Source organism: Empedobacter brevis (assembly GCF_965118635.1).
GTDB classification, from domain to species: Bacteria; Bacteroidota; Bacteroidia; order Flavobacteriales; family Weeksellaceae; genus Empedobacter; species Empedobacter brevis_A.
The window spans coordinates 237503-260696 of sequence record NZ_CBCPHV010000005.1; the positions used below are offsets into that span (position 1 = coordinate 237503).

General features: G+C 30.6%; 19 protein-coding genes. 4 read left to right on the top strand and 15 right to left on the bottom strand.

Features of this window, described 5'->3' with window-relative positions:
• Positions 1 to 77 precede the first annotated feature (77 nt).
• The 4 genes from lon to ACMHJW_RS09085 form a co-directional block, all read right to left on the bottom strand.
• The gene (gene lon, locus ACMHJW_RS09070; RefSeq protein WP_413533089.1) at positions 78 to 2516 is read right to left on the bottom strand and encodes an endopeptidase La; all 2439 of its coding nucleotides are present in this window, start codon (positions 2514 to 2516) and stop codon (positions 78 to 80) included.
• 229 nt (positions 2517 to 2745) lie between these two features.
• Complete coding sequence (gene bshA / locus ACMHJW_RS09075; RefSeq protein WP_413533090.1) at positions 2746 to 3882, bottom strand: N-acetyl-alpha-D-glucosaminyl L-malate synthase BshA; 1137 nt, start codon at positions 3880 to 3882, stop codon at positions 2746 to 2748.
• Between the two features lie 23 nt (positions 3883 to 3905).
• A complete protein-coding gene (locus ACMHJW_RS09080) occupies positions 3906 to 5036 on the bottom strand; it encodes a serine hydrolase domain-containing protein (RefSeq protein ID WP_413533118.1) in 1131 nt (376 codons plus the stop codon).
• 2 nt (positions 5037 to 5038) lie between these two features.
• On the bottom strand, positions 5039 to 6787 hold the full coding sequence (locus ACMHJW_RS09085; protein WP_413533091.1) for a glycoside hydrolase family 3 protein: 1749 nt from the start codon (positions 6785 to 6787) through the stop codon (positions 5039 to 5041).
• 111 nt (positions 6788 to 6898) lie between these two features.
• Between ACMHJW_RS09085 and ACMHJW_RS09090 the strand changes: the two genes are divergently transcribed.
• A complete protein-coding gene (locus ACMHJW_RS09090) occupies positions 6899 to 7978 on the top strand; it encodes a TerC family protein (protein ID WP_413533092.1) in 1080 nt (359 codons plus the stop codon).
• Positions 7979 to 8027: 49 nt separating this feature from the next.
• Here the strand turns inward: ACMHJW_RS09090 and ACMHJW_RS09095 are convergent, their stop codons facing one another.
• From ACMHJW_RS09095 to ACMHJW_RS09110, 4 genes are all read right to left on the bottom strand, one after another.
• Positions 8028 to 8531, bottom strand: coding sequence for a c-type cytochrome (locus ACMHJW_RS09095; protein WP_413533093.1), 504 nt, complete (start codon positions 8529 to 8531; stop codon positions 8028 to 8030).
• A gap of 105 nt (positions 8532 to 8636) precedes the next feature.
• Positions 8637 to 9551: a 23S rRNA (adenine(1618)-N(6))-methyltransferase RlmF gene (rlmF, locus tag ACMHJW_RS09100; protein WP_413533094.1), complete on the bottom strand. Its 915-nt coding sequence runs from the start codon at positions 9549 to 9551 to the stop codon at positions 8637 to 8639.
• A 66-nt stretch (positions 9552 to 9617) separates the two neighbouring features.
• Positions 9618 to 9875 (bottom strand): chaperone modulator CbpM, encoded by a 258-nt coding sequence (locus ACMHJW_RS09105; protein WP_413533095.1) that lies wholly within the window; start codon positions 9873 to 9875, stop codon positions 9618 to 9620.
• Between the two features lie 4 nt (positions 9876 to 9879).
• Complete coding sequence (locus tag ACMHJW_RS09110) at positions 9880 to 10773, bottom strand: DnaJ C-terminal domain-containing protein (RefSeq protein WP_413533096.1); 894 nt, start codon at positions 10771 to 10773, stop codon at positions 9880 to 9882.
• 295 nt (positions 10774 to 11068) lie between these two features.
• On the opposite strand from ACMHJW_RS09110, the gene ACMHJW_RS09115 reads away from it, so the two are divergent.
• The gene (locus tag ACMHJW_RS09115) at positions 11069 to 11290 is read left to right on the top strand and encodes a VF530 family DNA-binding protein (protein WP_413533097.1); all 222 of its coding nucleotides are present in this window, start codon (positions 11069 to 11071) and stop codon (positions 11288 to 11290) included.
• Positions 11290 to 11673, top strand: coding sequence for a hypothetical protein (locus ACMHJW_RS09120; RefSeq protein WP_413533098.1), 384 nt, complete (start codon positions 11290 to 11292; stop codon positions 11671 to 11673). The genes ACMHJW_RS09115 and ACMHJW_RS09120 overlap by 1 nt, the downstream gene beginning before the upstream one ends.
• A 55-nt stretch (positions 11674 to 11728) precedes the next feature.
• Here ACMHJW_RS09120 and purD read toward each other — a convergent pair whose 3' ends face one another.
• The 5 genes from purD to ACMHJW_RS09145 form a co-directional block, all read right to left on the bottom strand.
• Complete coding sequence (purD, locus tag ACMHJW_RS09125) at positions 11729 to 12982, bottom strand: phosphoribosylamine--glycine ligase (protein WP_413533099.1); 1254 nt, start codon at positions 12980 to 12982, stop codon at positions 11729 to 11731.
• Between the two features lie 19 nt (positions 12983 to 13001).
• The gene (gene purH, locus ACMHJW_RS09130; protein ID WP_413533100.1) at positions 13002 to 14513 is read right to left on the bottom strand and encodes a bifunctional phosphoribosylaminoimidazolecarboxamide formyltransferase/IMP cyclohydrolase; all 1512 of its coding nucleotides are present in this window, start codon (positions 14511 to 14513) and stop codon (positions 13002 to 13004) included.
• A gap of 90 nt (positions 14514 to 14603) precedes the next feature.
• Positions 14604 to 15164: a phosphoribosylglycinamide formyltransferase gene (gene purN, locus ACMHJW_RS09135; RefSeq protein ID WP_413533101.1), complete on the bottom strand. Its 561-nt coding sequence runs from the start codon at positions 15162 to 15164 to the stop codon at positions 14604 to 14606.
• Positions 15165 to 15322: 158 nt separating this feature from the next.
• Positions 15323 to 15823 (bottom strand): FKBP-type peptidyl-prolyl cis-trans isomerase, encoded by a 501-nt coding sequence (locus ACMHJW_RS09140; RefSeq protein ID WP_413533102.1) that lies wholly within the window; start codon positions 15821 to 15823, stop codon positions 15323 to 15325.
• Positions 15824 to 15953: 130 nt separating this feature from the next.
• A complete protein-coding gene (locus tag ACMHJW_RS09145; protein ID WP_413533103.1) occupies positions 15954 to 17633 on the bottom strand; it encodes an AAA family ATPase in 1680 nt (559 codons plus the stop codon).
• A 119-nt stretch (positions 17634 to 17752) separates the two neighbouring features.
• Between ACMHJW_RS09145 and ACMHJW_RS09150 the strand changes: the two genes are divergently transcribed.
• Positions 17753 to 21745, top strand: a complete 3993-nt coding sequence (locus ACMHJW_RS09150; RefSeq protein WP_413533104.1) for a T9SS type B sorting domain-containing protein — start codon at positions 17753 to 17755, stop codon at positions 21743 to 21745.
• Positions 21746 to 21808: 63 nt separating this feature from the next.
• On the opposite strand, the gene purM is transcribed toward ACMHJW_RS09150, so the two are convergent.
• Both purM and ACMHJW_RS09160 read right to left on the bottom strand, forming a co-directional pair.
• The gene (gene purM / locus ACMHJW_RS09155) at positions 21809 to 22801 is read right to left on the bottom strand and encodes a phosphoribosylformylglycinamidine cyclo-ligase (protein ID WP_413533105.1); all 993 of its coding nucleotides are present in this window, start codon (positions 22799 to 22801) and stop codon (positions 21809 to 21811) included.
• 27 nt (positions 22802 to 22828) lie between these two features.
• Positions 22829 to 23182, bottom strand: coding sequence for a four helix bundle protein (locus ACMHJW_RS09160; RefSeq protein ID WP_413533106.1), 354 nt, complete (start codon positions 23180 to 23182; stop codon positions 22829 to 22831).
• Between the last annotated feature and the right edge of the window lie 12 nt (positions 23183 to 23194).

Below are 23194 nucleotides of genomic sequence, written 5' to 3' on the forward strand. Positions count from 1 at the left end.
GTCAAAATTAAGAATAGAATATATAAAAAAAGGAACTCAAATTTGAGTTCCTTTTTTTGCTTTGAGAAAATTTCAGATTAATCCAAAACCTTTGCTCCTTTTACTTTTTGATTTGTTAAAGCAATTTCTAGAACTTCTTTCATTTCTTTTACAAAATGAAAAGTCATTCCTTTTATATATTCTTCTTTTATTTCTTCAATATCTTTTCGGTTATCTTCGCACAAAATAATTTCTTTGATATTTGCACGTTTCGCAGCCAAAATTTTCTCTTTAATTCCGCCAACTGGCAAGACTTTTCCACGAAGTGTAATTTCTCCTGTCATTGCTAATTTAGCTTTCACTTTACGTTGTGTAAAAGACGAAACCAAAGATGTCAACATTGTAATTCCGGCAGATGGACCATCTTTTGGCGTTGCTCCTTCTGGCACGTGAATATGAACTTTATAATTTTCGAAAACTTCTGGTTTGATACCTAATTCGTCCGCATGTGCTTTGATATATTCTAATGCAATTGTCGCAGATTCTTTCATTACCGTTCCAAGATTTCCTGTAATCGAAAGTCCACCATTCTTCGCTTTAGATAAAATAGATTCGATAAATAAAATATCTCCTCCAACACTTGTCCAAGCTAAACCAACTACAACTCCAGGAACTTCATTGTTCTCATATTGATCTGGTATAATAGAAGGTCCTAAGATTTTCGAAATATCTTCGATAGAATATTTAGCATTAAATTCTTCTTCCAATGCAATATGTTTTGCTGCAGAACGAACCAATTTAGCTACTTTCTGATTCAATTTACGAACTCCAGATTCGCGCGTATAACCTGTAATTAAATATTCAATTTCTTTTTTACCTAATACAACATCTTTCTCTTTTAAACCATGTTCTGTTAATTGTTTTGGTAAAAGATGACGTTTTACAATTTCAGATTTCTCTTCTATTGTGTAACCTGCAATATTAATCATCTCCATACGATCTCGCAATGGACTTGGAATATCGCCAATATTATTGGCTGTTGCAACGAAAAATACTTTCGATAAATCGTATCCGATTTCTAAGAAATTATCATAGAAAGTCGAGTTTTGTTCCGGATCTAAAACTTCTAACATTGCTGATGAAGGATCTCCATGCGCACTTGCTGTCATTTTATCAATCTCATCTAAAACAAAAACAGGATTCGAAGATTCTGCTTTTTTTATTGATTGTAAAATACGTCCTGGCATCGCACCGATATATGTTTTACGGTGCCCACGAATTTCTGATTCGTCGTGCAATCCACCTAATGACATACGAACATATTTACGACCAATCGCTTCTGAAATAGATTTTCCCAACGATGTTTTTCCAACTCCCGGAGGTCCGTATAAACAAAGAATTGGCGAACGCATATCTCCTTTTAATTTCAATACTGCAAGATGTTCCAAAATACGTTCTTTCACATCTTCTAAACCATAATGATCATGATCTAAAATTTTCTTCGCATGTTTGATATCAAAGTTATCTTTCGTCAAAACATTCCAAGGTAAATCCAGCATAAATTCTAGATAATTTCGCTGAATATTATGTTCAGGCATTTGTGGATTTAGACGAGAAAGACGATTAATTTCTTTATCAAAATGATTAGCAACTTCTTCACTCCAATTTTTTGTTAGCGCACGTTTGCGCATTTCATTAATTTCTTCTTCTGTCGAATTTCCTCCTAACTCTTCTTGAATTGATTTGATTTGTTGATTTAAGAAATATTCTTTTTGTTGTTGATCTAATTCTTTACGAACTTTATTCTGAATCGTATTCTTTAATTCTAATTTTTGCAACTCAACATTCATAAAACGCATTACTTCCATTGCACGAAGTTTCATATCAGAAATTTCTAACAACAATTGTTTTTCGTCTAAGCTTAATGTTAAATTAGAGGCTACAAAATTGATTAAAAATGTATTACTTTCGATGCTTTTTATAGCTCCTGCAGCTTCTGAAGGCAACATTGGGTTTTCTTCTACAATCTGAAAAGCTAAATCACGAATTGAATCAATGATAATTGGATATTCTTTATTGCGAGAAGTTGGGACTTTTTCTGATAAAATTTCTACTTCTGCTTTAAAATATGGATCATCAGTAACAAATTCTTTAATTTTAAAACGTTTCATTCCTTGTAAAATCACCGTGATGTTTCCATCAGGCAATTTTATCATTCGCATAATTTTTGCAACTGTACCAACTGTGTATAAATCGTCTTTTGTTGGATCTTCTACTGCAATTTCTTTCTGTGAAAGCACACCAATAATGCGATCTTCTTTATACGCTTGTGTTAAAAGTTGGATAGATTTATCTCTACCTGCTGTAATTGGTGCAACTACGCCAGGAAATAAAACAGTATTTCTTAAAGATAAGATAGGCAATACTGAAGAAATATCTTGCTTATTCAGCTTGCTTTCTTCGTCTTTACTCATCAAAGGAATTAATTCGATTTCTTCTTCCATTACTTGTGCTAATGACAAATTGTCTATGTTCATAATTTTTTTGTACGTTCAATGTGTCAGTAAAACTATTTTTAACTGACGAAAGCTTTTCATAACATCAAAATGAATGTGATATTCTTCTCGTTTAAAGCTATTGGAAAAGCAACTATAAATAAGACAAACCTTGTGCCAATTAAATAATTTGTCAGTTTTTCAATAAGGCTTTGTTATGTGAATGAGGAAAATTAAAAATGAAATTTCTATTAAATAAAAAAATCGGGATTTACCCGATTTTAGATTTTGCAATAACTTTACGATAAAGTTCTTCGTATTTTGGAAGAATATTCGTTTTATCAAATCGTATTGCTTGTTCTTTTGCTTGATGACTAACCTCTGCTAAGCGCTTATCATCTTCTAAGATATAAATTGCCTTTTGTGCCATCATTTCGACATCTCCAACTGGACAAACAAATCCTGTAACACCATTTATATTAACTTCTGGAAGTCCGCCTGCATTTGAGGAAACAACCGGAACACTTGCTGCCATTGCTTCGAGTGCTGCTAAACCAAAGCTTTCTTGTTCGGATGGTAAAAGGAATAAATCGGCTGCTTTGAGAACATCATTCAAATCATTTACCATTCCAAGACTTTTCACTTTATCTTGAATTCCTAAATCTTGAATCATTTGATCAGCCATTTCCCATTCTGGTCCTTCGCCAGCAATAACCAATTTAGATGGAATTTCTTTCTGAATTAAATAAAATGTTTTAATTACATCTTCTATACGTTTTACTTTTCTCAAATTCGAAGTATGTAAAATAATTTTCTCGTCTGGTTGAGCAAAATTATCTCGACAACACACACATTTTTCTGGAAGATATTGTTCGTTATCTATAAAATTCGGCACAACTTCTATTTCATTTGTAATGTCGAAAGCACAAAGCGTATCTTGTTTTAAACTTTCGGAAACTGATGTTACAGCATCCGATTCATTGATCGAAAATTCTACTGCTGTTTTATATACCGGATGTTTTCCAACCAACGTAATATCTGTTCCGTGCAAAGTTGTTACAATTGGTAATTTATATCCTTTTCTCGCCAACATTTGCTTCGTAAAATATGCTGCATATGCATGCGGAATAGCATAATGTACATGCACCAAATCCAGCTCATAAAGCAAAACTTTATCATATAAAATTGTACTTAACGCCAAATCGTATGGTTGATATTGAAACAAAGGATATGTTTCGACATGAATTCGATGAAAGTATATATTTGATAATTTAATGTTTAATCTCGCAGGAACATTTGTGCTAAAAAAATGTATTTCATGCCCTTTTTCCGCTAAATCCATTCCCAGTTCTGTTGCCACAATTCCACTTCCTCCGTAAGTTGGATAGCATACAATTCCTATTTTCATTTGCGATTCTTATTTAGACAAATTTAAGGCAAAATTGCATCATAAATTACTTGTCGAATATTTTCTCGTACTTTTTTAATGGAAAGATAATTTGGCTCAACAGTTTCATTCACTCGATTGGAAAGAAAAATATAAATCAAATTATATTTAGGATCTGCCCAAACCATTGTTCCTGTAAAACCTGTGTGCCCGAAACTTTCGGCTGATGGACCAACTTTCGAAACTGATTTTATTTTATCAAAACCTGCACCACGATAATTTCCTTTGAATTGTTGTTTGGTAAATTCTGCTATAGTTTCTGGTTTCAAATAAACCTCATCACCATATTCACCTCCATTCAAATACATTTGCATCAATTTTGCTAAATCAATAGAATTTGAAAACAAACCTGCATGACCTGCAATTCCGCCTAACATTGCTGCACCTTGATCGTGAACGAAACCATGAATTAATTGATTTCTATAAGTTTTATCGTATTCAGTAGGAATAATATCTTCTAAACTAAATTTTTCCTTCGGATTGAAAGTTGTGCGATACATTCCCAATGATTGATAAAATTTTTCTTGAGTCAATTGATTCAAATCTTTCCCAAAATCATTTTCTAATTTTTTCTTGAAAATATAATAACCCAAATCTGAATATGCATAAGATTTATGTCCAAGTTGAGATTTATAAATATCCTCGTAAATTGTATCTTTTATAGAATTAATAATATAAATATTATCTGTAACTTTTATTTGATGTTCTTCGTCTTGTTTTCTCGAATAGAAATCTAAATATAATCGTGCATTTTTTACATTTACGGTTTCATTATAAAAACCAATCCAAGGTTTTAAACCAGCTTGATGCGCTAAAACTTCTCTAATTTTTAATATAGATTTATTCGAGTTTTTAGCATCCGAATCAATTTCTCCGAGCGTTTGTTCGAGGTTTAATTTTCCTTCATTTACCTCCAACATCAACAAAGGTAACGTCGCCGCTACCTTTGTTACAGAAGCGACATCATATAAATCTGTCCACTTCACTTTTTTTGAAGAATTTTTATCTTGCGTTCCAAAGCTTTTATCATACACAATTTTACCATCTTTTGCTACCAAAATTTGCATTCCAGGTGTGTAATGATTTGCAATTGCTTCTTCAGCAAGTTTATCAATTTCTAAAAGTTTTTTTTTCCTAAATTCACATTTTCAGGAGAAGTAAATCCCAAACGTTTGATCTGTTTTATTTCAATTCCTTTTCCCTCTTTCAAATTTTCATTAATATCTACAGGTAAAATTCCGTCAACATCAATTGCGCCAAAAATAACTTGTGCCGCTGCTATTTGCGCATCTTTGGTATTTTGATAATGAATTGTAACAGCATCTATATTTGATAAATCTAAATCTTTCAAACCATAAGGGCTTGTAAATAATGAAAAGATTTTCTTTTTGTTTTTTGGTAATGCTTTTAAAATTGCTTTTGAATTTTCTGATAATTTATATGGTTTATAAACCGTTTCATTCGATAAAAATGCACCCGAAATAATTACATCATAATCATTCAATAAATTGACTTGATTTGGATTTGTAATTTTCACCAATTCTACATTTGTATATTTTTGTAAATGTGTCAAAAATTGCTCATAATCAGTTTGTTCAAGTGGAACGAATGCGATTTTTTGATTCAATTTTTTAATTGGTAAAACTTTGTGTTCATTCTTTACAACTGTCGAAGCTTTCTCGAAAATCTTAGTTGTAAGAGCCAAATTTTCAGCAGAGTTTAAATCTTCTAAAACATTTACCGGATTTAATGTTTTAACTTCATTCAAACCTGTGATATATTTCGCCATCAAGATTTTCTTTACACTTTCTTCTAAACGTGCTTCAGAAATTTGACCTTTGTTTATCGCATCAATTATTTTTTGTTTACCAACATGTACATTTTGTGAAAATAATAAAATATCATTTCCTGCTATAAATGCTCTATAATCAACATCTCCAGGAGGAAACATTTTTGCAACACCATCCATATTCAATGCATCTGTAATCACAATTCCTTTGAACTGTAATTCTCCTTTCAAATAATCTGTAATGATTTTTTTAGATAAAGTAGATGGAATTTTTGGATCTGGCTCCAAAGCCGGAACATTAAGATGCGCAACCATTATTGATTGTACACCAGCTTCAATCATTTTTTTAAAAGGTGCAATATGATATTTTTCTAAATCTAATTTATTATCTGGAATTAAAGGCAAAACTTTGTGCGAATCTTGGTCTGTATTTCCATGTCCAGGAAAGTGTTTTGCTGAAGACAAAACATTTTGCTCACGCATTCCTTCCATGTAAGCAATTCCTTTTTCTGCTACACGATTTGGATTTGAACCAAAAGAACGATTTCCAATAATTGGATTATTCGGATTTACATTAACATCAATCGATGGTGAAAAATTGAACTGAACTCCAACTCTGTTTGCTTGTAAACCAATTTGTTTCCCAACTTGATATACTAATTTATTCTCGCGCAAAGCTCCAAGTGTCATATTCCAAGGAAAACGTTCCACTCCTTTTAATCGCATTGCTAATCCCCATTCTGCATCCATTCCAATCAACAATGGAATTTTAGAAATTGATTGAAATTTATTTGTCAATTCTATTTGATGAGCTGCTTGATCTTGCATAAAAATCAAACCACCGATGTGTTCTTCTTGAATTAATTTTAAAATTTCATTTTCATGTGCTGCATCTCTATTTGAGTAAGCTGCAACTATAAATAACTGACCAACTTTCTCTTCTAAAGACATTGAATTGTACTTTTCATCAACCCATTTCATTTGGATAGAATCTTTATACAATGGAGAAATTTGTTGTGCTTTAGAGGCAATAGGTAAAATAATTATTAAGAATATGTATGATATTATTTTTTTCATTCCAGAATAAATTAATTTTGTATGTTTTTTCTTTTGTAGAGACATTTTTTAATAGGCTTAACTGTTAGGATTGGTAAATTTATAGTAAATTGTCAAATTAAATAAAATTATATGAGTATTTTCAGTGTTGTACAGGATAGTATGCTAAATCATCCTGGACTAATAGCTGTTTTTGGAGTCGCAGTAATTATTATGTTGCTGTTGGATTTAGGTGTTTTTAATAAAAATGCGCATGCTGTTTCGAATAAAGAAGCACTTACTTGGACAATCGTTTGGATCTCCTTAGCAATGGTTTTTAGTGGAGTAATTTATTTCGTATTCAAACAAGCTGATGGACATGCATTTGCATTAAATAAATTTTCACAATTCCAAGCTGCCTATTGGATAGAAAAAGCTTTATCTGTTGATAATTTGTTTGTGTTTATACTTGTTTTTGGTTTCTTCAAAATTCCGAAAGAATATCAACACAAAGTACTTTTTTGGGGTATTTTAGGAGCACTTTTCTTTAGAGCAATCTTTATTTTTGCAGGAGTTGAATTAATTAAAATGACTTATTTACCAGCTTTTTCTATTGGAGATTGGCATTTTAATCTTGGTGAAGATGCCACACATGCAAACTTTGAAGCCAAGCAATTCTTCAGACCAAATGTTGTATTAACGCTTTTTGGATTCTTTTTAATTGTTGCTGGAATAAAATCATGGAAATCAAGTGATGAAGATGAAAATCAAGATTTATCTCAAAATTTCGGTGTTAAATTGGTACATAAATTTTTCAAAGTCACACCAAACTTTGATGGCGATAAGTTCTTTAGCATTCAAAACGGAATAAGAATGGCTACACCGCTTTTTGTCGCTTTAATGGTAATTGAAGTAACAGATTTAGTTTTTGCTGTAGATAGCATTCCTGCTATTTTTGCTGTTGCTCCAGACGATCCTTTTATTCTTTATTCTTCTAATATTTTTGCAATTTTAGGCTTACGTTCATTGTATTTCTTATTGGCAAACTCAATGGATAAATTCAATAAACTACATTATGGTTTAGCAATTATTTTGAGCTTTATCGGAATAAAAATGATTATCATGCCTTTCTATCATTTCGAATCAACAGTTTCTCTTTCTATAATTGGTGGCGTTTTACTAATCACAATTATTTGGTCGCTAATATCGAATAAATCCGAAATTTCTAAATAAACAAAAAGGTCGCTCAATGAGCGACCTTTTTTTATTCTATTTTATAATCTTATTTTGATTTCTTCGTTGCCTCTTTCAATGGCTTAGTTACTTCAGAAACACTTTTCACTTCAGTTTCGTCTTTCAATTCCTTCAATGATTTTGTAGGACTTTCGTTTCCTCTGTGGCACATCGTACATGTTACAACATTAATCATTTCTGGATTTTTTGCGTTTTCCCAATTGAAATTTTTTGCATTTATATCACGAGTCATCTTTATCATATAACGTGCAATTTCTTTTTCTTTCTTTGCATCGCTTGCAAAATCCATCTTTTTAGTTTCTGGATTTACTGCATGACAATAACTACATTTTACACCTAATGCCTCATTATATCCACTCATCAAACCTTTCAGGCTATCTTCTGATATATTTTGTGGTAATACTTTTAGGTTTTTCCATTCCGAATTCGAAATCGATTTCCCTGTGTCAATTTGGCGAGAATTTGTAAATGAAAAAATACTAAACATCAACGCTAAAACTCCCAAAGAAGTCATTATTCTACTTGTTTTCATCTGTAATAAGTTTGTTGCAGAAGTTAAAACAAATATTAAACCGAATAGAATACCTTAAAAAATTTAGAATAATTTTAAATTGTTAATCAACTATTATTAAGTCAGTTAAAATCTCCAAACCAATAAACGAGAAATTTTATTTCCTTGTTGCATATTTACAATTCGATAATCTCTTACTTTTTCGCGTTTTAAAATTCCTTCTAAAATACGAACATTCTCTTTTCTAGAAACTAATGTTGTAAACCATTTTACTTGGTGTTTGTAATCAGTACTTTCTTTTATCATTTTTGTGATAAATAAACGTTCTCCTCCTCTACACCAAAGCTCTGAATTATTTCCACCAAAATTTTGAATTGGTTTTTGATCTGATTTTTGACCTAAATTTTTCAGTTTACGCATTGTTTGTTCCATCACTTCTTGATTTGATCTAAAAAATGGTGGATTACAAATCGTAATATCAAACTTTTCTCCTTGTTTGATGATATTCTTAAAAATGTTATTTGGATTAAATTGCATTCTAATCTCAACTTTATTACGAAGTCGAGCATTTTTCTTTACAATTTCTTCCGCATTTTTGAAAGAAGCATAATCTAATTCTGCTCCGACAAAATTCCAATCATATTCATAATTTCCAATTATCGGATAAATACAATTGGCTCCAACACCAACATCCAAAACTTTTACGTCTTTTCCTCGTGGAATAACACCATCAAAACTTTCGTCTAAAATGTCGGCAACATAATGAATGTAATCGGCACGACCAGGAATTGGCGGACACAAATTATCTTTTGGTAATTCCCAATAATCAATATCGTAATACGTTTTCAACAACGCTTTGTTTAATGCTTTTACAGCATCTCTATCCGAAAAATTAATTGTTGGTTCGTTCTCTTTATTAGGTTTGATATATTTGGAAAGTGGTGAATAAATCGCGCACAATTTTTCGAAATTATAAGGCGCTAAATGACGATTGCGCGAATGTAATTTTTTTAATTTACTCTTCTTTTCGGGAGTATTCATACAAAAATATTTATGCAAAAATAAGACAACCTTTGCACTAAACTACAAAGGTTGTTTTGATTTCGTTTATTTTCGTTGCTTTTGTAGCGTTTCAATTTGTTTTAAAAGATGATGAATTACTTCTAAACCTTCTAAATTAACGCCTAAAGTATAATGAAATTCTATAAATCTTTCGATTAATTTCAAATCATCTTCTTCGATAAAATATTCTTGGTTACGTTCGTGTAAAACAACCAAATCATTTTTGTATAAATCAATTACAAATTGAGGTTCAATCTCATGATATTTGCTAAACTGAACAACTGATATCGTTACATTTTTCATGGTTTTAAGCTTTTTTAATTGAACGTAATTTCTCGAATAATTCTTTCTCTTCTTCTGATAAATTAGTTGGAGTTTTTATAGAAAATGTTACGTATAAATCTCCAAACTGATCATCTTTCTTATAAATTGGTAAACCTTTTCCTTTTAATTTTACCTTTTTATTATTCTCTGTTCCTTCTTTTATCGGAACTTTCACTTTCCCTGAAAGTGTGTCAATCATTGTTTCTCCACCTAAAATTGCGTCATATAAATCGACCTCAACAGTTTTAGACAAATCTGCTCCATTTACCTGAAATGATGTATTATTTACGACATGAAAAGTAATATACAAATCTCCATTTGGACCATTGTTATAACCTTTTCCACCGTGACCTTTTATCTTAATTGTTTGTCCATCTTCTACTCCAGCAGGAATTGTAATACGAATATTTTTACCATTCACAGCAAAAGTTTGCTTATGAGAAGCCAACGTATCTGTCAAGTTTAGTGTCAAACTGGCATTTACATCTTGTCCTTTGTAACCAGTTGATCTACTTCTTCCTTCACGTCCAAACATTGAACTAAAAAAATCAGAATAACCATCAAAATCTCCAAAACCTTCAGCTCCATCAAAATCACTGTTACTGTATTGATATTGTTGCTGTTGTTGGCGAGCTTTTTCGTATTCTTCTCCATGTTGCCAGTTTTCTCCATACTTATCGTATTTTTTACGTTTTTCTGGATCGCTCAACACTTCGTTTGCTTCGTTTAATTGTTTAAATTTTTGTGCAGCTTCTTCGTTATTTGGGTTAAGATCGGGATGATACTTACGCGCCAATTTTCGATAAGCTTTTTTTATTTCATCTTTTGATGCGGTCTTTTGCAGACCTAATGTTGTATAGTAATCTATAAAAGCCATAGTAATTTACAAGTTTGTGTTTTAATTTTATCAAAATCGGTTCCAATTTTATCAAAACTGACAATACGGCTTATAGTTTTTAATCTATTGAAACTTTTTAATATTTTACTTAAAAATAAATAAATTTCTTATGATTATTCATCATTATATATAAAATATTTTTTCATTCTAAACCAATTACAAACTGAAATTAATTCAAAAAAAAAAGACAATACTTCTTCAATGAAATATATGAATGATCGTTTGAAATTTATTTCACTTAAATTCACCAAAACATTTTTCGTAAATTTGCAAAATGGAAAGTCAAAAAAATAATCCATTACATGGAAAACGTTTAGACGATATTATTGAAGAATTGGTCATTTATTATGGTGGTTGGGAAGGTTTGGGAAATCAAATTAACATCAAATGTTTTAATGATAATCCTAGTTTGAAATCTTCTTTAAAATTTCTTCGAAAAACCGATTGGGCGCGTAAGAAAGTAGAAGAATTGTACATCAAAAAAATTGTAAAATAATGTCATCTATTCTTGAAGAAAAAATTTTCATTGATTCTGAGCTTTTAACTAATATTGAGGAAGAAAGTCAAGTAATTATACATTGTTGTATGATAGCTGACGAGTATGCAAATGCTGCGCGTATTTGGCCTTCAACTTTCATTATTGATAATCAGTCAGGGAAACGTTCTCAATTAGTTTTTGCTGATGGAATAACGATGTATCCAAATTGGACGTATATAGAAGAAGGTTCTTCTATAAATTTCACTTTAATTTTTAATGGTTTACCGAAGAGTTGTAAATCATTCGATTTTATAGAAATTATACCACAAGCTGGAGGATTTGAATATCGAAAAATTATCCGAAATAAAAGCGATGTTTATCATATCCAATTTTCGGAATAAATAAAAAAAATCGGTTCATTTCGAACCGATTTTTTTATGATATAAGCTAAACCTTTTATTGAATAATTCCAATGTCTTTACGATAATATTCGTAATCGAAATGTACTTTCTTAATATTTTCATAAGCCGTTTCACGAGCTTCTTCTAATGTATTTCCTAATCCAACGATATTGATTACACGACCACCAGAAGTTACTATTTCATCTCCTGTTAATTTAGCTCCAGCAATAAAGTTGGGACAAGTTACATTTTCTAATCCACGAATCTCAAAACCTTTTTCATAATTTCCTGGATATCCTCCTGAAACCATTACGACGCAACAAGCATGCTGTTTTTTGAAATTCAAATCGAAATCTTCTCCTTTTATTGCTTTATTTACAACATCAGCCAAATCGTTTTCTAACAATGGCAAAGTTGTTTGCGTTTCTGGATCTCCCATTCTTAGGTTATATTCTAACAAATAAACACCCTTCGTAGTAATCATCAATCCGAAGAAAATAACTCCTGCAAATTCTAATCCTTCCTTGATTAAACCACATTTTGTAGGTTCCATAATTTCTTCTTGGAACATTCTGAAATGTTCTTCAGTAAACAATGGATTTGGAGCTATAACTCCCATTCCACCTGTATTTAATCCAGTTTCTCCTTCTCCAATTTTCTTATGATCTTTTGCAGATACAAATGGAACAATTTTCTTTCCATTGAAAAAAGATAAAATAGATGCTTCAAAACCTTCTAAATATTCTTCAATAACGACTTCGTTTCCTGCATCTCCAAAAGTTTTATCCTCCATAATTTCTAATACAGCTTGTTTCGCTTCATCAAAATCTTGGCAAATAATAACTCCTTTTCCTGCAGCTAAACCAGACGCTTTCACAACAATAGGATATTCTTGTTCTTTTAAATAATCAATCGCCAACATTGGTCCTTGAAAATTCTTATATTTTGCTGTTTTCACACCATATTTATTCATAAAATCTTTCGCAAAAGCTTTTGAAGCTTCTAATTGTGCTGCGGATTTATGCGGTCCGAAAACATTCAAATTTTCTTTCTGAAAAATATCAACAATTCCTTCTGATAATTCTGCTTCTGGACCAACAAAAGTTAAATCGATTTGATTTTCTTTCGCAAAATCTTTCATTTCTTCAATCGAAGAAATTGAAACATTTGTTCCGATTTGAGCTGTTCCAGCATTTCCTGGAATAAAAAATAGTTCTAAATCTTGTTCCTTTTTCTTAAAATCTTCTGAAAACTTCCATCCAATAGCATGTTCGCGTCCTCCAGAACCTATTATTAATATTTTTGTCATTTGTTTTTGTTTTTAATTATTAATGCATAAAATGTCTCATTCCTGTGAAAACCATAGGAATTCCTCGTTCATTGCATGCATCAATAGAATCTTGATCTTTGATAGAACCTCCTGGCTGAATAATTGCTTTAATTCCATTTTCTGCTGCAAAATCTGCTACATCACGGAAAGGGAAAAATGCATCAGATGCTAAAACTAAATCCTCTTCTACTTTCTCTTTTGCACGTGCAACTGCTTGTTGAGCTGCCCATATACGATTGGTTTGTCCACCACCTATTCCATAAGCTTGTCCATTTGTCGCAACAACAATTGCATTAGATTTTACCCATTTTACAATTTTTTGAGCAAATACTAAATCTGTCATTTGACGTTCTGTTGGTTGAGCTTCTGTTACAACTTTAAGATCTTTTGAAAATTGATTATCTGTAGATTGAACAATTAATCCACCATCAACTTTTACATAAGTTACTTTGTCCGAAACTGGATTTTTCACTTTGATAATACGTAAATTTTTCTTTTGTTTAAAAATCTCTAAAGCTTCTTCTGTAAATGAAGGTGCAATAACTATTTCTAAGAAAATTTTATTTAGTTCAACAGCTGTTTTTCCATCAACTTCTCTATTAAAAGCAATAATTCCTCCAAAAATTGACATTGGATCACATTCATATGCTTTTTCGTAAGCTATTAATGTTGAATCTCCAATTGCTACTCCACAAGGAGTTGAATGTTTTACTGCGCAACAAGCTATTTCTTCGAATTCTGAAACTACTTTATAAGCTAAATCCATATCACGAATATTATTGAAAGAAAGTTCTTTTCCTTGCAAATATTCGAAATCTTTCATTGCTCCATTTTTCGTTTTATCAACATAATAAGCTGCTTTTTGATGAGGATTTTCTCCATAACGCAAATCCATTACCTTTTCATAAGAAGATTCTAAAAATTGAGGAAAATCTTGATCTAAAAGATAAGTAGAAATTGCGGCATCGTAAGCAGAAGTTAAATTGAATACTTTACCTGCACATAATTTACGTGTTTCGATAGAAGTTGATCCATTCTCACGAATTTCATTCATTATAACTTCATAATCATTTACATCTGTTACAACAGTTACATCGTAAAAATTCTTTGCAGATGAACGTAACATTGATGGACCACCGATATCAATAAACTCAATCATTTCGGCTTCTGAAAGACCTGTATTCATTTTTTCGAAAAATGGATAAAGGTTTACAATTACAATATCAATCGGATTAATTCCATGTTCTGCAATTGTTGCCATGTGATTTTCGTCTGAACGGCGAGCCATAATACCACCATGAATAGCAGGATGTAAAGATTTTACGCGACCATCTAAAATTTCTGGAAAACCAGTTACATCTTTTACTTCTGTAACTTCTATTCCATTTTCTTGTAAATGTTTGTATGTTCCTCCAGTTGATAAGATTTTGTAATCTTGTTCAATCAAGAATTTTGCAAATTCTAACAAGTTTGACTTGTCCGAAACACTGATTAGCGCTTGTTTTTGCATTGTGTTTTAGTTTTTAAAGTTTATTGTTTGTTTACTATATTTATTGGAAATGAAAAACCTCAATGTACAAGACATTGAGGCATTCTATATTTATGCTTCGCTTATTTGCTTAATTGCCTTGATGTAGATTTCTCCTTCTACGTCAGCAACTTTACGCTGTAAATCTGCTATTTCGTCTCCTTCTTCGACATCAAATGTTCCTTGACAAATAATTTGTCCTTCGTCTACACCTGCTGTTACATAATGTACAGTTGCTCCTGATGTTTTTTCACCAGCTTCTAAAACTGCTTTGTGAACTTTTGAACCATACATTCCTTTTCCACCAAATTTTGGTAATAAGGATGGATGAATATTAATCATTTTAGAGCCCCATTTCGAGGTAAATTCTGGTGATAATATGGTTAAAAAACCTGCTAAAACAATTAAGTCGATATCTTCATCTTCTAAATTATGTTCGGCATCTTCCGAAAAAGTTTTTCGGTCTAAGACATACGTTCGGATATCTTTATCCAACGATCGTTCTATTGCATAACAGTCGCGGTCTGCCATTACCATCGAAATTTCGACATTTGGTAAAGTTCCGTCTTCAACTGCATCAATAATATTTTGAAGATTTGTTCCGCCTCCGGAAACAAATACAGCTATTTTCATGTTTGTTTGTAAGTAATCTTGTTTGTTTTACAAAGATAAGATTTTAGTTGAAGCTAGCCGAAAAATATAACTTGGATTTAATCTATTTATTAATGATTTATTCACAATTAAAAACAAGAAAGGCTATTTCAAATGAAATAGCCTTTTTAAATATTTTTTTAGTCTTCTTGATTTCCATCAATTCCATGAGCATGCCCATGAGCAATTTCTGTTTCTGTAGCTGGACGTACATTTAAAACCTCAACATCAAATTCTAATGTTTTTCCTGCCATTGGCGGATTTAAATCTGCAATTACAGCATCGTCTGTTACTTCTACAACTGAAGCACGGAATTGGTTTCCTGCATCGTCAGTTAATGGTAAAAGTGCTCCAACTGGTGGTAATCCTGATTCTTTGAACATATCTAAAGGTAATTTAGCAACAGCTTCTTCTACTCTTTCACCGTAACCTTCTGCTGGTGTAATTATGAATGATTTTTTATCACCAACTTTTAATCCTTTTAATTCTTCTTCGAATTTAGGAATCATCATTCCTGCTCCAACTAAGAATGTTAATGGCTCTTCTGCATTTGATTGTTCTACAAATACTTTTTCACCATTCGGTTCAATGGTATGTAATGAGTAGTTAACTGAAACTACATTGTTGTTTTCTATTGACATAAATTGTAAATTATGGATGCTTTTGAAAAGCGTTCATTTTTAATACTTATTTCATAACAACAATTATTCCTTTCGAAGAATTTTACCAATTTTGTCAGTTATTTAACTTTTATAACTGACAAAATATAATTTAATCTATAAAAAGTAACGCTTTTTTAATGTCTTCGTAACCAATTTCACCATTGAAATAATCATAGATTGGTTTTAAAATTTTATTTTCTTCAAAGTCGATTTCGCTATATGCAAAACGAACTTTTTCTAAAATCTTATCCGAAGGTTTAAACTTAGTATAATCCAAATCTGGTTCAATCTCTTTTATTTTACCAATATGATCAACGATTGCTGAAGATGTTAAACCTCTTTTTTCGGCAATTTCTTCTAAAGACAATCCTTCTTTTACATATTCTAAAGTTATTTCGTAAGTTGATTTCTTTTGACCTTTTTCTTTTGTTTTATTCTTTTCTATATTCTTCGCAATTTGCTTTTTATCTAATGTTCCACCGGAATATCGAATAAAAGCAGCCCAAGAATTTTGTAATTCTTTTTCGTCTAATAATGCATCTACTTCGTTTGATAGAACTTGAAAACGTCTGTCTGCCTTCATTGCTAGAGAATCAATTTCTAGAGCAGTTTGATTTAATCCATGTAACATCAACGAGTTTAAATCGCGTAAACGTGAAAGTGCAACATAGCCTTGTCCTTTTTCGAATGCTTTTGACAAATCAATAAAAGCAGAATCTAACGTCATTCCTTGTGATTTGTGAATCGTAATTGCCCAAGCTAAGCGCAACGGAACTTGTGTAAACGAAGCTAATGCTTTTCCGCTTTCGTCTTCAATTGCCCATGTTTCTGGTTTGGCTACATGAAATTCTCCATCCAACGTTTTGATAATTGGTTCGTCTTTTTCTGTATAACCCGAAACATTTCCAAGTGTTCCATTTACAAAACCAACTTCAAAATTATTACGAACAAACATTACTTTTGCTCCAATTTTAAGTTCTAAGACTTCTTCTGCTAAAACGGATTTTTTCAAAACTTCTATCAAAGCTGGATTTCCTGCAACTTTTGCTTCAAATGTTTTGGAAGAAGAATCGATATTAATTAATTGTCCTTTGTTGATTCGATCGACATCCATATTATGTGTATACAAACGTGTTTGAGAATCTATTTCATCAGGAAAATATTCAATTCGAGATTCTAATAAATCGACTGTTTTTTGTGTAATATTCCCTGAACGAATTTCATTCAGAATATCATTTAATGCATTATTGGTTTGACGATATTGCTCTGTTAAATAACAAATATGTACTTTCGATTGTACCCAAGCATCGGACATAAAACAAAACTTATCTTTCGATTCTTCCCATTCTTCTCCGATTGGTGGCAACTGAAAAAAATCGCCCGAAAAGATGACTTGAACTCCTCCAAAAGGTTCATCATTTTGTTTAAAAAATTTCAAAACATAATCAACTGCATCCAACTGATTTCGATGTAACATCGAGATTTCATCAATAATCAAGACTTTTACTTTATCCATTTTATCACGAAAATATTTCTTATCGCGAAGCGAAGCTAAATAGCGATCTGAAACATAATCTTTAATCCCGATTCCTGCCCAAGAATGTATGGTTTGCCCATTCATGTGCGTTGCTGCAATCCCAGTAGAAGCTGTGATAGCAACAGGAATACCATGTTGTTTGAGATAGGTAATGTATTGATTTAAAACATAAGTTTTTCCGGCACCTGCAGAACCTGTTAAAAATACATTTCGACCAGATTTTAGAATTGCTAAAGCCTTTGATTGTTGCATAACTTATGAGGAAATTTGAAATTTTTGAATAAAAACAAAGATACGAAGATTATATTAAGACGAAAACTAGTATTTATTACGAAAAATAAATACTAGTTTTGAAACAATAAATATTTTGAATGAAACACTTATACGCATTTATTCTATTATCTCTACTATCAATCTTTTCACTCGCTAACACATTAGGTTTCGAAAAAAATATTGGACAAATTGTTAATCAAAATAATAAACAAAATACATCTGTTTTATATACTTTAAAACTTGATGGATTTAATGTTAATCTTAATAAAGTAGGTTTTAATTATGATTTTTACGAAAATGAAAATAATGTCTTAAAAACACATCGTATTGAATTTAGATTCAAGAATATTAATCCAAACTATAAAATTATTCGAAACAACCGAATAGATTACTTCGAAAATTATATTCATCAAAACAAAGATTTTGTTATTAATTTTTATCAAAAAATAATTTATAAAAATTTTTACCAAAACATTGACTTAGAATTTTATGTAAATCCTGATTCTAATAAACCTTTTGAATATAATTTTATTTTGCATCCTGGCTCAAAAATCAATGACATCCAATTTGATATTAAAGGTGCTAAAGAAAAATTAAAAGCAAACCAATTAGATATAAAATTAAGATTTGGTGATTTAGTCGAATCATTACCTAATAGTTGGATAGAACATAACAATAAATCTGAAAATATTAATGTAGAGTATTGTTATCATCAAAATGGAAATATTGGTCTACAAACAAATCAAAATATTATCAATAAAAAAGTTGTTATAGATCCTTTACCAATAAGAAAATGGGGAAGTTATTTAAGCAAATATTACTTTAACGGCTATCCAACTGACAACCATTTTATGTCAATCGACAGAGTTAAATTTCATGGTAATGAATTTTACATTTTCGGAACAACTAGTCAAAGAAATCTTGCTACTACTGGAGCATTTCAAACAATAGCTTTAAATAATACTTATCAACCTTTTATAGCTAAATTTAATACAAAAAGTGAGCGAATTTGGTTTACATATTTTGGATCTGGTGGTAATACTGAATATGCCAAAGAAATGGATATTGATAACGATGGTAATATCTATGTTGGTTTTGATGCTTTTGGAAATGGACTTGCAACTCCTGGAGCTTATCAAGTAAATAAAGATGAGTATTATGATATTCTCATTGCTAAATTTAATACAAATGGTGTAAGACAATGGTCAACTTATTATGGAGGTAATTTAAATGAAGGAATAAATGCACTAAAAGTTGACCCTATCGATAAAACACTCTATATAGCAGGATCGAGTCATAGTTCTAATCTTGTTCATTCGTCAAATGCTATAATCAAAACACAAGAATTTAATGAAGGTAAAGGGCTTATTGTGAAATTTGATTTAAACGGTAACTATATATGGAGTAGTTTAAGTTATGGAAGTATAGATGGACTTACAATTGATAATGAACATAATATAATCATTACTGAAAATCGTTCCACTTCAAGTTCAAATTCTTTAGCATATGATAAAGAACTTTCTAAATATGATAAAAATTTAACCCCTATTTGGATACAAAAAAAAATTGGACAAATTTATACACCTATAGAAAAAATCATCACTGATAATAACAATGATATCATTATTGTAGGTGCAACAATTGATCGTAATAGTGTAAGTTTTGGAAATTCTTATTCCCCAACATTTACCTCAAGCTCTGTTTATGAAAGTACCTCATTAGCTGGTTTCTTAAAAAAATTCAGTTCTGATGGAACACAGATTTTTGGCACTTTTATCGGTGAAAAAGGTAAATCATATATTAGTGATATAGTTATTGGACATAACAATGAAATTATTATAGTTGGTGATGCTACCGATGAATCAAAGGTTTCTTATGGAAGTAATCATTTTCAAACCAATATAGAAAATAGATCACTAGACATAACGAATGACAATGCCTTATTAATGAAATTTGATTCAGCAGGAAACCCTATTTGGGGATTCCTTTCTGGAGACAAAGCATATCTTAATAGATATGTTGGAGTTGATTTTAATTATAATACAAATGAGATAATTGCAGTCGGATGGAATGCATCTCCTTACATGATTTCTACACCAAATGGTTATCAAACAAAACCTATCTATGAACATCAATATGGAAAATTAACAGGTTATAATGGAACTCTTACTCTATATGAAGACAATAAACCAAATAATTTTAAGATTGATAAATCTGGTGACGATTGTTATTTAGATTCCTTAACTTACACTGCAAGTGGAGCTAATAACTATATTTGGTATGATTATGATGGAAATATAGTTTCTACATCATCAATACTTTCACCATCTATACCTGGACAGTACACATGCAAATTTGACGATGGAACAAACATTGGATACATAAGTATTATTGCACAGGAAGTAAATCTCAATTTACCTCCCACTCCAGTTGTGAATAATCTTCCAAAGATTACAAATTATTGTATTGTAAAATTAGATAAACCGAAAGCCATTACATCTTGTGGAGTAGAAATAGAAGCTAGCACTGATAAAGTTGAATATAATACTCCAGGTACTCATCAAGTATTATGGACTTATGTTGACAAATTTGGTAATAAATCTGAACAAACTCAAGAAGTAGAAGTTCTAGCTGCTGAAAATTTTCTTAACGTAGAACAAAATATTACTGTTTGTGAAAGTGATAATTATGAAATTTATAATTTAACTTCTATTGAACAAAATTTTAATATCACAGAAAATGTTAATTTTAATTACTATGAATCTCTTGATAAATTAGAAAATAATTTACCAATTAATTCTCCTGAAACATATCAAAATATTCAATCTTTAGAATATGTTTATATCAAAGCAACACTAAATTCTGGATGTTCAGCTTTCACCAAAATACATTTAAAGACAAAACCTAAACCTATCGCTAATCGTCTTGTTAAAAATCTATGTGATGTAAATTCAACTGGAATTGTTGAGATCAATTTAAATCAATTTAACACAGAAATTAATAACGAACAATCTACTACAATCACATATTATCGAGATTCAAATTATACAAATAAAGTTGAAACTACTTCTATTTCGAATAATGAATTGATTTATGTAAAAGTAGAAAATGGTTTATGCGTTAATTATTCTACAATTCTTTTCAAACTATCAAATTATACAGTGGTTAACTCTACTCCTTTTGAGACTTGTAAAAACGAAAATACTGTTGGACAATTTAATTTATCTGAAAAAACTCTAGAAATTGCAACTTCACTAAATGTTAGTTCAACTGAAATTATTTATTTTGAAACCTTAGAAGAAGCTAAAAATAATTCTAATCCAATAACAGGAGTTTATAATAACCGCCATAATCTTGACAAAATTTATGCGACTTATATTTCCACAGACAAATGTAAAACTTACGTTGAAATACCTTTAGTTGAAAATATTAATCCTATTATCAACCTACAAGACATTTACTACAAATGTAAAAATACAGAATTGGAAGTTCAACTTGATGCAAACTATGATAATGTCCTTTGGAGTACAGGAGAAAGTTCAAATTCTATCAATATTCTAAATTCTGGCAAATATTCAGTTACTGTCACAACAAATAATTGTCATGTTACCAAAACATTCGAAATTAAAGATTTCAATGAATTAAAAGTAGATTATAAATACGACGGAAAACAAGTACATTTTACCATTCTAAATGATTTTAATGCTAAAATGAGTTTAGATGGAGTTAATTATACTTCAAACTTTTCTTTCATATTAGAACAAGGCGAATATACATTCTATTTCAAATCAGAAAACGGATGTATCGAAACTCGACAAATTTATTTATATAAAGATTTACCAAGTATCATGACTCCAAATGGCGATGGAATAAATGATGTATGGAATTTATCTTATCTAAAAGAATTAAAATATGTTCGTGTTTTTAATCGATTAGGAAGAATTGTTTTTGAAGCTACAGCATCTCAACAACCAATTGAATGGAATGGTAAATACCAACTTAAATCATTGCCATCAGACACATATTGGTATATTATCGAATTAAATAACGGAGAGAAAATTAACGGAAGTTTATTAATCAAAAATAAATAATCCCTAAAAATAAAAAAGCCGGATAAGAATTAACTTATCCGACTTTTTAAACTATTTAATCTACTATTTCAATATAATTTTGTCTGCGCCTTCTTGAATTTCTCCAATCACTGCACTTCCATCAATAATATTCAATACTTTTTCAGCATCAGTTTGGTCAACGATGACAACCATTCCTACGCCCATGTTAAATGTTCCGAACATTTCGTCTTCTGCAATTCCTCCGCGTTTTGCTAATTCTTGCATAACTGTTGGAACATTTATTTTATTTTTTTCTATTACAGCTGTTAATCCTTCATTTATAATACGAGGAACATTCTCGATTAATCCACCACCTGTAATATGTGCAATTCCAGACATTTCGATTCCAGCATCTTTGATTTTAAAAATATCGTTTTGATATAATTTTGTTGGAACTAATAATGTTTCAAATAAAGGTTTACCTTCAAATTCTTCGTTAAAATCTGGGAAAACTTTACGAACTAAAGAGAAACCATTTGAATGAAATCCACTTGAAGGCAAAGCTATAATTGCTTGTCCAGCTTTTATTTTTGATCCATCAATAATTTCATCACGTTCTACTACTCCAACACAAAATCCTGCAACATCATAATCTCCAATTTGGTACATTCCTGGCATTTCTGCAGTTTCTCCACCAATTAAAGCTGTTCCTGTTTCTTTACACGCTTGTGCAATTCCACCAACAATTTCTGCTGCGATATCAGAATCTAATTTTCCACAAGCTAAATAATCTAAAAAAAATAATGGTTTTGCTCCGTGACATAATATGTCATTTGCACACATTGCAAAACAATCGATACCAACTGTATCGTAAACTTTAGAATCTAAAGCGACACGTAGTTTAGTTCCTACACCATCTGTACCTGATACCAATACTGGATTTTTGTATCCACCTAATTGATAAAATGCACCAAAACTTCCAATTCCATTTAACACATTTGCATTATGTGTTGCTGCAACTGCATCTTTTATTTTCGATACCGTTTGATAACCTTCTTCTTTATCTACTCCGGCTTGTTTATATGTATTGCTCATTTTTAATTATGATTTGATAATGATGAATTATGAATTTAGTTTTTGTTTACTTGTGAGAATAATGCTTTTTAATAATTTTAAAACTTCTATACAATCAGAATATATTTTATAAAATAATTTTTCTTCAAGATAATTACTTTTAAATAGTAATTCTAACCAATAAAGTGTTTCATCACATTCTTTTTGAGCAATTGATAATTTGTGTATAAAATCTTTAGAACTTTCAGCATTCTGAGATTCTCTAACTAATGCACCAACAGCTGTTCCGCTTCTCAAAAGTTGCTTACTTAAAACATATTCATTTTTGTTTTGTAAATCTTTTGATAACTGAATGATGTTTAAAGCTAAATCAAAAGATTTTTCTTTCAAAATATTCGCCATAATTCATCATTC